This is a genomic window from Flavobacterium sp. (assembly GCF_044368625.1).
GTDB lineage: Bacteria > Bacteroidota > Bacteroidia > Flavobacteriales > Flavobacteriaceae > Flavobacterium.
Map to the genome: position 1 here is coordinate 1 of NZ_JBIPPD010000110.1, position 10928 is coordinate 10928.

General features: G+C 35.2%; 11 protein-coding genes. 9 read left to right on the top strand and 2 right to left on the bottom strand.

All coding sequences use genetic code 11. The annotated features are described in order from the left end of the window. The 4 genes from ACIQ2X_RS09490 to ctlX all read left to right on the top strand — a co-directional run. A partial coding sequence (locus ACIQ2X_RS09490) for a C25 family cysteine peptidase (protein ID WP_396178691.1) occupies positions 1 to 1799 on the top strand: 1799 nt, incomplete at its 5' end. A 163-nt stretch (positions 1800 to 1962) separates the two neighbouring features. Beyond that, positions 1963 to 2877: a dimethylarginine dimethylaminohydrolase family protein gene (locus ACIQ2X_RS09495; protein ID WP_396178692.1), complete on the top strand. Its 915-nt coding sequence runs from the start codon at positions 1963 to 1965 to the stop codon at positions 2875 to 2877. 249 nt (positions 2878 to 3126) lie between these two features. Continuing rightward, complete coding sequence (locus ACIQ2X_RS09500) at positions 3127 to 3327, top strand: four helix bundle protein (protein ID WP_396178693.1); 201 nt, start codon at positions 3127 to 3129, stop codon at positions 3325 to 3327. Between the two features lie 190 nt (positions 3328 to 3517). Beyond that, positions 3518 to 4453, top strand: a complete 936-nt coding sequence (gene ctlX / locus ACIQ2X_RS09505) for a citrulline utilization hydrolase CtlX (RefSeq protein ID WP_396178694.1) — start codon at positions 3518 to 3520, stop codon at positions 4451 to 4453. A 224-nt stretch (positions 4454 to 4677) separates the two neighbouring features. Here the strand turns inward: ctlX and ACIQ2X_RS09510 are convergent, their stop codons facing one another. Together ACIQ2X_RS09510 and ACIQ2X_RS09515 are read right to left on the bottom strand one after the other, a co-directional pair. Further along, positions 4678 to 6108: an SDR family oxidoreductase gene (locus ACIQ2X_RS09510; protein ID WP_396178695.1), complete on the bottom strand. Its 1431-nt coding sequence runs from the start codon at positions 6106 to 6108 to the stop codon at positions 4678 to 4680. A gap of 15 nt (positions 6109 to 6123) precedes the next feature. After that, the gene (locus ACIQ2X_RS09515; RefSeq protein ID WP_396178696.1) at positions 6124 to 6756 is read right to left on the bottom strand and encodes a MarC family NAAT transporter; all 633 of its coding nucleotides are present in this window, start codon (positions 6754 to 6756) and stop codon (positions 6124 to 6126) included. Positions 6757 to 6999: 243 nt separating this feature from the next. On the opposite strand from ACIQ2X_RS09515, the gene ACIQ2X_RS09520 reads away from it, so the two are divergent. From ACIQ2X_RS09520 to ACIQ2X_RS09540, 5 genes are all read left to right on the top strand, one after another. Further along, a complete protein-coding gene (locus ACIQ2X_RS09520) occupies positions 7000 to 8112 on the top strand; it encodes a carboxypeptidase-like regulatory domain-containing protein (RefSeq protein ID WP_396178697.1) in 1113 nt (370 codons plus the stop codon). Positions 8113 to 8159: 47 nt separating this feature from the next. After that, on the top strand, positions 8160 to 8525 hold the full coding sequence (locus tag ACIQ2X_RS09525; RefSeq protein WP_396178698.1) for a CoA-binding protein: 366 nt from the start codon (positions 8160 to 8162) through the stop codon (positions 8523 to 8525). A 38-nt stretch (positions 8526 to 8563) separates the two neighbouring features. Then, complete coding sequence (locus ACIQ2X_RS09530) at positions 8564 to 9523, top strand: DUF3644 domain-containing protein (RefSeq protein WP_396178699.1); 960 nt, start codon at positions 8564 to 8566, stop codon at positions 9521 to 9523. Between the two features lie 219 nt (positions 9524 to 9742). Beyond that, positions 9743 to 10120 carry a hypothetical protein gene (locus tag ACIQ2X_RS09535; protein ID WP_396178700.1) on the top strand — a complete coding sequence of 126 codons (378 nt, stop codon included), beginning with the start codon at positions 9743 to 9745 and terminating at the stop codon, positions 10118 to 10120. After that, positions 10110 to 10928, top strand: an 819-nt coding sequence (locus ACIQ2X_RS09540) for a hypothetical protein (protein WP_396178701.1), incomplete at its 3' end; no start/stop codon positions are given. The genes ACIQ2X_RS09535 and ACIQ2X_RS09540, both read left to right, overlap by 11 nt.

Genomic DNA, 10928 nt, shown 5'->3' on the forward strand with positions numbered 1-10928 from the left:
CCTATGTTTTTAGAGATGTTCGGGGCGTGACCGTATCTTTTTTTCCTTATCAGTACAATCCTGTTTTAAAGGTGCTGAGAGTGTATCAAAATATCACCGTCACAGTTACCACAGATCAAACGAAAAAAGGAAGCAATGAAAAAATGGCTAGAGATGTAACTAATAGTAGTTTTCAAGCACTTTTTTCCTCTCATTTTCTAAATGTACCAATGTCCACAAATTCAGTTACCAATTCGGGTGAGATGCTTATTGTGTCCAAAACTTCTTACAATGCATCGATTCAGCCATTGGTTGCTTGGAAAAATCAAAGCGGCATTAAAACGTCGGTTTTAACCGTTCCAAATGGAGCAACAGCAACTTCCATAAAAAGCAGCATCAATGCCTTTTATACTGCTAATCCAAACCTGACCTATGTTTTACTATTGGGCGATCATCAAGATTTGCCCACCTACAGCTACGGAATTACCGGTGCAGATGAACAACTTTGGAGCGATACCTATTACGGACAACTGGAAGGAACCGATTTTTATCCAGAGTTACTCATTGGCCGTCTCTCTGGAACAACTAGCGATGTACAAAAAATGGTAACCAAAATTTTGGGTTACGAAAAAAATCCAGTTTCAGGAAATTGGATGACCAAAGCGGCAGGAATTGGATCAAACGAGGGTTATGATTATGGCGATGATGGCGAAGCCGACTGGCAACATTTACGAAGTATAGGCACACAGTTAACGAATTTTGGATATACCACTATTTACGAGTTTTATGAAGGCTCACAAGGTGGAAATGATGCGGATAACAATCCAACTGCCGCAATGATTTCTACATCAATGAATGACGGAATTGGTTTGCTCAACTATACGGGTCACGGCGCTCTTGATATAATGTCAACGGGATCTTATACCAATACAGATATGAATGCTTTGACCAATCAAGGGAAGTATCCGTTTGTTGTATCCGTTGCATGTAATAATGGAACTTTTGTTGGAGCGACTTCTTTGTGCGAAGCTTTTTTAAGAGCTGGTAGTAGTCTAAATCCAACAGGTGCCATTGCGAGTTGCGGTTCTTCCATCTTGATGGCTTGGGCAGAACCCATGCAAACACAAGATAAAATGACGGAACTTATAATTGATGCCAATGCAGTTGGAGCCATAGCTCTTGGAGAATTGTTTTATGGAGGTCAGTTGAGTATGCTTGAAAATTATGCAAACAGTGGTACTGCGATAGAAGTAATGCAAACGTGGGTTTTTTTTGGCGATCCGTCGGTTACTTTTAGAAGTGCTGTTCCATCGGTAATTACCGCAACGCACCCTGTACAAGTTTCCAATCAGGGTGTATCATTGGTAGTAAATTCGAATACCAATGGAGCAAAAGTTACCATTTCTCAAAATAACGAAATCTTAGCAACGGGAGTGATTGCAGCAGGTTCAGCCACAGTTCAAGTTCCTGCGCTAACTTCAATGAATGATTTGATGGTAACTTTAACCAAAAAAGAGTCAACACCCTATCAAGGAACAGTAGTAGTTTCAAACGCATTGTCAACTCAAGATTTTCAAAATCAATTTGTTGTCTATCCAAATCCAGCTTCAAATTATATCTCAATTTCTAATAAAGGAAATAACCTTAGCGAAGCTACAATTCGTATTTTCGATATAAACGGTCGAATTATAGCAACTGAAAATAAGGTAATTCTGAATGGTTCGCATCAAATTTCTATTCAATCTTTACGATCGGGTGTCTATTTTCTTTCCATAAAAGAGGGAAATCAAAGTAGTATCCAGAAAATAATCGTGCGATAAATTCAAAGGTAATTAGAAACAAAGGTTGTGTCATTTTGTTAAGCTTTTTTTATTTAATTGATAATTTAACTACTATTCAAGTAAGAAAGCTTCAATAATCGAGTCTCTTTTTTTATATTTGTCGTCATTGCGTCGGCAAAATGACGTAAAAAAGTTAAATGTTATGTTGCAATTAAATGTAAAAAACGAGACCTCTAAATTAAGAGCGGTTGTATTAGGTTCAGCTGTAAACAATGGACCCACACCCGCGGTTGGCGAAGCCTACGATCCAAAATCTTTAGAACACATCCTTGCAGGGACTTATCCTGTTGAAGAAGACATGGTTAAAGAAATGGAAGCCTTTGTACAAGTATTTAAAAAATACGACGTACAGGTTTTTCGCCCTGAAATGATTGAAAATTACAATCAGATTTTCTCCCGAGACATCGGATTTGTAATCGATGATATTTTTGTAAAAGCCAATATTCTTCCGGATCGCGAAAGAGAATTGGATGCCATTCAATACATCATCGACCAAATTGATCCCACAAAAGTAGTTCGACCACCAGAGGAAGTCCACATTGAAGGTGGCGATGTGATGCTTTGGAACGACTATATCTTTATAGGGACCTATAAAGGAAGCGATTACAAAGACTACATTACGGCTCGAACAAACCAAGCGGGTGTAGATTATATCAAAAATTTATTTCCGAACAAAATCGTCAAGGAGTTCGATTTGGTAAAATCTAAAATTGAAGCCAGAGACAATGCGTTGCATCTGGACTGCTGTTTCCAACCCGTAGGAAAAAACAAAGGAATTATCTACAAAAGCGGATTTAGAGAAGAAGCCGATTATATGTATTTAGTCAATCTTTTTGGAAGAGAAAACCTGTTTCACATTACCCGCGACGAAATGTACCACATGAATTCGAATGTGTTTTCAATTGCTGAAGACATTGTGGTTTCCGAGAAAAATTTTACCCGATTGAACAATTGGTTGCGCGAAAATGGGTTTACTGTAGAAGAAATTCCCTACGCCGAAATTGCAAAGCAAGAAGGACTGTTACGGTGTTCGACTTTGCCGCTGATACGAGAATAAGAATGTTGTCAGTCATCTGTTAATATTTTTCAGTTTTTGCGATACTGGAAAATGATTATAAAATTTTTACGTCTTTTATAAGAAAGCCAATCGAATTGTTGAAATTGTTTTCCAAATATTTTTCCAAACAATAAAATTGAAAGAGAGAGGAGTGATCATACCGATTTGGACGTTTATAAAGTAAGTTTGGAATTGTTTTTTATTGTCCATCCAACTTCGTTGAAATTACCCAAGTAAGAAACGTACGAATTGGGAAGTCAATCAAGAAGGTCTGCTGATCCTGTGGGAATCAATATAGTAGAAGGAAATGGTATAAAGAGTTACAAAGCATGTTTTATACGATTCTTAGTTTTTTCTCATTCAAGCCGTATGGAAACCAAAAATCATTCATTTAAAATTTCGATGCTATATCCGACCGCTTTTGACAACTGGGACGACTTGATTTTGTAATAGGATAATCTAAGTGGAACAATCTATAATTGTATAATGTACGTTGAAAAAAAATAGAAAACATTAATTTTATAAAACAGAAAAGTAATTCAAGAAATAGCAATACCGACAACCGAAAATACCAACAACTTTTAACGGATAACCTTTAACTGATAACTGTCAACCGACAACAGATAACAACAAAATAAAAATGAAACAAACCACCAATTCCATATTAATGATTCGTCCGGTAGCATTCCGAATGAACGAACAAACTGCTGTAAATAATTACTACCAAAAAGTGTTGGACGGACTTTCGCCAGCTACAGTAAACGAAAAGGCACAACAAGAATTTGACGCTTTTGTGCAAAAATTGCGCAATGTAGGCGTGGATGTAACGGTAGTAGACGATACTTTAGATCCAGACACGCCCGATTCTATTTTTCCAAACAACTGGATTTCATTTCATCAAAATGCCGAAGTAGTTTTGTATCCGATGTTTGCCGAAAACCGTCGTGCCGAACGTCGCGAAGATATTTTGGATATTCTAGAAGATAAAGGATTTGAAATCAAAAGCATTAACGATTACACGGATGCCGAAAAAGATGGATTCTTTCTAGAAGGAACGGGAAGTTTACTTTTAGACCGGAAAAATCAAAAAGCATATTGTGCTTTATCTCCACGAGCGGATGAAGAGTTGTTTATTGAGTTTTGCGAAGATTACGATTTGGCTCCCGTTATTTTTGAAGCTTTTCAAACCGTTAATGGCGAACGAAAACTCATTTACCACACCAATGTAATCATGACTTTAGGCGAAACTTTTGCGGTACTTTGTGCCGATTGTATCGACGACAAAAAAGAACGCAAAATGGTTTTGGATAACCTAAAAGAGGACGGAAAAGAAGTAATTTTGATAACAGAAGATCAAGTCAATAATTTCGCAGGAAATATGCTTGAAGTAAAAGGAACGAACGACAAACGTTATCTAATTATGAGTGCCTCAGCTCATCAAAGTTTGACCAAAAAGCAAATTACACAACTCGAAAAACACGCCGAAATTTTAAGTTCAAGTCTGGATACCATCGAAGCTTGTGGCGGCGGAAGTGCGAGATGTATGATGGCAGAGATTTTTCTTCCCCGTAGCTAAGTCTTTTACGAATAACTTTAAAATCCCCAAATTCTTACTGAGTTTGGGGATTTTCAGTATTCAAGGCAGTCAAAATTGTATAAAATCACTACCTATTTGAATTGTATAAATCGGGGCGTTTCCCAAAGGGTCGGGCTTTTCGCTATATCCCCGATGAAAAATCGGGGGATGCCGCTGCAATCCCTAACGCAGAAAACGGCAACGTCTCAACTAAGATTAATACCTCACTTCTTCGGATTCGCAATATTCCGTATCATTCCTGCAAATAGAAAATAATGAAAAGGCAACATCGAATACCAATATAATCTACCAAAGAGTCCCTTAGGTCTGAAAGTAGCTATTTGGTGCAAAACCTGATCGTCGTCAATCCGAAATTCCAACCAAGCCTCGCCGGGCAATCGCATTTCAGCAAAAAGAAGTAAGCGTCGTTCTTTGGGATCCGCCAATAAAACCCGCCAAAAATCCAATGCATCGCCGTTGTCCAAATGCGACGGATGGGTTCGTCCACGACGCAATCCTACACCGCCAAAGAGTTTATCCATCAAACCCCTCGTTTTCCACAGCCAGTTGCCGTAATACCATCCGCTTTCGCCACCAATGGCAAAAATTCGTGCCAACGTACCTTCCACATCCGTAACTGCTATCGACTGTTCGTCTTTTAAACAACCGTATTTCGGAACTTGGATGTAGCCTCTTAAATCGTCTCCGAGTCGACTGCTCGAAATACTGTCTTTCCAACTCGAAATAACTAAGTTTTGCTCTATTTTTTTAAATGCCAAATCAATAGATTCAACGTAACTAATTGGTGTTAACCCTAACATTTCTTGCAAGCGTTGGTCGTTACAAACCACTTCCATACTCATCGAATCAACCAAATTTACAGCCAATTTATAGGAAGTTGAGGTTACAAAATACAACCAATACGAGGATAACTTGGGCGACATAATGGGCAAGGTGTATATCGATAATTTGATTTTGCGAACTTTGGCATAGTTCAGCAACATTTCCTTGTACGTCAATACGTTGGCTCCTCCAATATCAAAAGATTCTTTGTAGCATTCTTTCCTGCCAATCACCCCTAAAAGGCATTGCATCACGTCGCGAATGGCAATAGGTTGTGCTTTGGTCAGCACCCATTTTGGTGTAACCATAACGGGCAGTTTTTCGCACAAATCCCTGATAATTTCAAACGATGAACTTCCCGATCCCACAATAATTCCTGCCCGAAGTGCTGTTAATGCAAAGGGACCTTCGTACAAAATTTGCTCCACATCACTACGCGATTGCAAGTGTTTGGATAACTTTTTTTCATTGACAATTCCAGTGAGATACACCACCTGTTTCACACCAATATGTTGCATATAGGTGTTGAAATTGTGGGCTGCTTTGGCTTCCATCACATCAAAATCTTGGGTTGAAGCACTCATGGAATGAATCAAATAATAGGCAACATCAAAATTGGACGGGAGATTTTCTAATTTAACTTCATCAAGAAAATCAACTTCCCAAATCGTTATTTTTTTCAACGTATTTTCGTCCAGACCCAGCCTATTTTTATTCCGAACACAGCACGTAACTTCGTGTCCTTCCTGCAATAATTCAGGCAAAAGACGTTTTCCTACGTATCCATTGGCACCCGTTAAAAGTATTTTCATTGATTTGATAGATAATTATTCGATGAAATTAGTTTGAATAATACTGAGAATTGCACTTACAATGTACTGAATCCCGATGGCGATAACAATAAACCCTACTATTCTGGAAATGGCTACAATTCCTGAAGCACCCAAAATTTTTGCCAAATAATGGGCGCTTTTTAAGATGAGAAAGATGGTAATTGCTACGGTTAAAATAGCAAAACTAGCTATGATAATTTCATGTGTTTCTTGGTGATCCTGATAAAAAGCGATAAGTAGCGAAATCGACCCAGGACCCGCTAGCATGGGAATAGCAAGGGGTGTTAAAGCAATGTCGTTTCTTTTTTGCACTTCACTTTCTACTTTTTTATTGATACCTCTTTTTTTACTGAATTTTCCAGAAAGCAACGAAAAGCCCGAACTTACAATTATTAATCCGCCGCCAATTCGCAAGGCGTCAATGCTAATTCCGAAGAAATCCAATACATATTGACCAATGAAAAACGAGATAATCAAAATCAAAAACACATCTATTGCCGTCCAAAGTGAAATGCGTGAGCGTTCTTTTTTGTCATCGTCCTGCGTTAAACCCACAAAGATTGGAACCGTTCCAATCGGGTTAATTACAGAAAAAAGAGCAGCGAAAATGTAGATGAATAGTTCCATAGTTTTTTTGTGCGAAAGTAAGGTTTCAGAACTCTGTTATTTGTAAAGTTATGAATAAAAAATTATTACTCTATCGAATAACATTTTTTTTAAACATTATATTTGTCCAAAGCTATCTTCGTATGAAATGAGTTTGACCAAATATTGGTCGCAAAAACCAACGAAGATATGCGGGACAATCACGCGAAGCAATTACTCCCGATAGCTATCGGGAAACTGATTAAAAACAATAAATAGCTACATATGCATATAAGCTACAAATATTTTTTACTATTTGTTATTTTGTTATCCGTTTTTGAGGTTCATTCCCAAATTATACAGGGTACAATTTTAGATAATACAACTAAGGAAACACTTCCAGGAGCCACGATATATCTCGATGGAACAACTATTTCGACTATTTCTGATTTTGATGGAAATTTTAGCATCAACACAAGGGGTAACAATGCCACTTTGGTAGTCAGCTTTATCGGATATGCCACTTTTAGACTTAATAACCCGTTGCAATATGTCAATAAAAAACTCAATGTAATGGTGGAAAAGGAGTCCATAAACTTGGATGAAGTGGTAATTGGAAAAGGACCCTTTAGCCGAAAACAAATGATGACGGTGTTTCGAGAACAATTTTTGGGAGAGTCCAAGTCTGGTAAATCGTGCAAAATAGAAAATGAAGACGATATTATTTTACATTATGATGTTTCCAACAATACTTTAAATGCATCATCAAGAAATCCTTTAAAAATAAAGAACAGTTATTTGGGATATGAAGTGAATTTTGATTTGAATGAGCTTGTGGTACAATACAATTACAAGAGTCTTGAAAGACACCATCAAATGCAAAGTTTTTTTTCGGGTACAACTTTTTACAAAGACATTTCGAAAAATAATAAAGCGGATAAAAGAAGAAAGGAAACGTTTTATGGTTCGGCAACACATTTGGTCCATACCATTGCCCACAATGCTTGGGAAAAAGAAGACATCAAACTTTTTGTAAATGGACTACAAACGAATCCTTTGGGTTATTTTCAGGTCAGCGATAGTTTACAATGGAAAAAAGTAAGGCTAATAAAAGAACCTCAAATGGAGGTTCGGAAAGTCAAAACCGAGAAAAATGCAAAAGGGCAAATTATTATAGTCGAAACCGACGAATATGAAATGAAACCAACCAATTTCAATATCCTTTATCAAAAAGACAAACAATCGTTTATCGAATTCAGAGAAAAAGTAATTTTTGTGGATAAAAACGGAAACTATAACCCCATTTTTGCAATAGGTTACGGAGGTTACATTGGCAACCTTAAAGCAGGGGATATGCTGCCAATTAATTATTTCGAGACAATTAAAGAAAGTCAATAGTGCCGAAAACTTCCATTTTTAAATCGTAATTTTGACAAAAATTTGTCATGAAAAATAAAAAAACCTTAGTCCTTGGTGCTTCCGAGAACACCGCCCGTTATGCCAATATGGCCATTCATAAACTGTTGTCCAAAGACCAATCCGTAGTAGCCATCGGGCAAAGAGCAGGCGAAGTAGAAGGCGTAAAAATCCAAACCAAACAAGTGCCATTTACCAATATTGACACGGTTACATTGTATTTAAATCCCACACGTCAACGCGATTATTACAACTACATCATCAGCTTAGCACCCAAACGTGTCATTTTCAATCCCGGAACCGAAAACCCCGAATTTTATCAGTTGCTTCGGTCCAATAATATCCAGGTTGAGGTGGCTTGTACACTGGTTTTGTTGGGGACGGGTCAGTATTAGGGAATAGTTGTAGGCTATATTACTAAAAAAACTAAAGAATGAGCATTATTAAAGAATCCCTAATTGAAAATTCAAAATCTGCAATCATTGCATCAATTGAAATTCACAACAAACCTGTTTTCAGTTATAGATATGAGGTTACTACAATTTTAGTAATTAATGCTTGGGAATTATTACTTAAAGCATACATAGTAGAAAATCATAAAGAAGTTAAAATCATCAACAAAGATGGATTATCAAAACCTTTCGAGGAATGTCTAGCATTTGTATCAAGTCAATTAGGTAAAGATTTTAGAGCAATTGAAGAAAACTTGCAAAAAATATATGAGTATCGATGTCATATTATTCATTTTTACAAAGACAATATTGATTCTATACTTTACTCTTTAATTCATAAATCGATTCAGTTTTATGACGAATTTATTAAGAAGTTTTTCAACATTGACTTGGCTGAACTGACGAATTTAATTATACTTCCAATTGGATTTAAGCCTTTTGCAAGTCCTGTTGATTTTTTGTCTTCTGATTCAGATTTATCTAAATCTTCTAATTCAGTTAAAGAGTTTATAAAAAGCATAGTTAAATCAACTGAAAACCTTGAAATTGAAGGGGTTCAAGAAAGTATATTAACAGGTTTCAGAATAGCAGTTATTAATGAAAACAGAATAACAAATGCAGATATAATTGCAGGAATTACAAATAACTCAGAAGCCTCGAAATTAAGCATTACAAATGTTTTAAGTGGAATGCAATTTTCGAGAGATTCCGATGCGAAAAAAGTAAATATCGAAGAAGAAACTCTATTTAAAACTATGTATACATTAAAATACCAAGATGTAGTAGACAAATCAAAACTTATATTTACAGATTTTAAGAAAAATGCAAACTTCAACAAAATTATGGGTAAAGACAAAGCCAGAACTCCACAGAAAGCGGTTTTTAGATGTTGTAAACAAAACAGGAATAGGACAAGATTTCTATACAGCAGGCGTATTTGAAGAATTGTCAAAACACTTTAACTTAAAAAAATAAAAAGAGCACACATCAAGACGCTATAAGCAATTTCGCCAATAGGTTAAATGGAAAGTTGGTTTTGTATTTGCGAAGATTTGGTAAATCCGTGGAATGGGCTTAATTTAGTCCTGAACTTGCTGTAGTTGGGGGACTTCATTAAATTGATTAAAAAAATATGTTAATAAACAACAATAAAGATGCAATTGAAATACCAAGATAAATTAGATTCTATTAAAAACTGTCCAGTTGAAAATCAAAAAGGAGAAAAAATTCTTTTTCGTTGTGTTGAAAATCCAATGACTGAAAAATCATTTATACCGAATGCAGTGCTATTAAAACCAAAATTTCAGGACAATTGTTTAGCTTGGGGTTTGTCCCTTTTTAGTAATTATGATTCGGCAAAACAAATGTTAAATAATTTATCAAAAAACAAACAATTAAATTATTCAAGTATTGCAAAAAGCATACTTAGTGATGTAGATGGTGTCAAACACAATTCAAAAAATAAAAAGCATTATACTTTCTATCCTGAAAAAAGTACAGATATTTTAAGTAAATTTGCCATTGTAAATGAAAACTAAAAATAATAACATATTACTAAATCTTGATGAATTTAAAAAAATAGAAGACATTATTTTTTTAGACGAACCAATATTGACTCATTTAAAAAGAAATGATAAACATTTCTTGCAATATTTAGTTGATACTGTGGGTACATCGGATTTTTATTTACTTTTAGAAGTCGAAGAATCAACGATTTATGAATATTTAACAAAATTAATTACTTTAAAAAAATTAATTTTAGAAAATAAAAACATCAGCTTTATTATTGAACAAGATTTTGATGGGAATGTATTAAATGTTGAAATAACTCAAAGCAATTTAATTGATGATAGTTATTTACCAAGTGACGAATCTTTCATCGAATATGAACCAACAGAACAATCTTACTATTTTGAATTTATTGAAGAATTCAAAGCAAAAACATATTTAGCTAGCTTACGAAATGAAGCTTTTTACATAAAATTTGCTCCAAATAGTTCAAAATATTCTGATACAATTGGATTAAATGAATTGGCGAATGGTTTGTTAAACAATATTTCTTCATCTTTTAAAAACTTTTTAAAAGCAGATTTCTTATTAGAGTTTGAAAAAATCAACTCTAATAAAATAAATCTTCAAAATATTTTCAGTAAAATTTTGCCTGATTTAGATTTTAGAATGGTTGATTTAAAATATGGTAGCTTTGAAATTGGGTTAGCTGTTGATAAGGTTATGAAAAGTTCTATTCAAGACAAAAAAATTAAAACTTGGGCTTTAGAAGTTGGAAATAAATATAAAGAGCTTGTTCTTGATGAAGATTATGACAAAGAAACTGTTAATAAAATT

Coding starts and splice junctions, on each gene's coding strand:
- ACIQ2X_RS09530 (WP_396178699.1), top strand. CDS start 8,564: ATGAGCATTATTAAAGAATCCCTAATTGAAAATTCAAAATCTGCAATC.
- ACIQ2X_RS09495 (WP_396178692.1), top strand. CDS start 1,963: ATGTTGCAATTAAATGTAAAAAACGAGACCTCTAAATTAAGAGCGGTT.
- ACIQ2X_RS09525 (WP_396178698.1), top strand. CDS start 8,160: ATGAAAAATAAAAAAACCTTAGTCCTTGGTGCTTCCGAGAACACCGCC.
- ACIQ2X_RS09515 (WP_396178696.1), bottom strand. CDS start 6,756: ATGGAACTATTCATCTACATTTTCGCTGCTCTTTTTTCTGTAATTAAC.
- ctlX (WP_396178694.1), top strand. CDS start 3,518: ATGAAACAAACCACCAATTCCATATTAATGATTCGTCCGGTAGCATTC.
- ACIQ2X_RS09510 (WP_396178695.1), bottom strand. CDS start 6,108: ATGAAAATACTTTTAACGGGTGCCAATGGATACGTAGGAAAACGTCTT.
- ACIQ2X_RS09520 (WP_396178697.1), top strand. CDS start 7,000: ATGCATATAAGCTACAAATATTTTTTACTATTTGTTATTTTGTTATCC.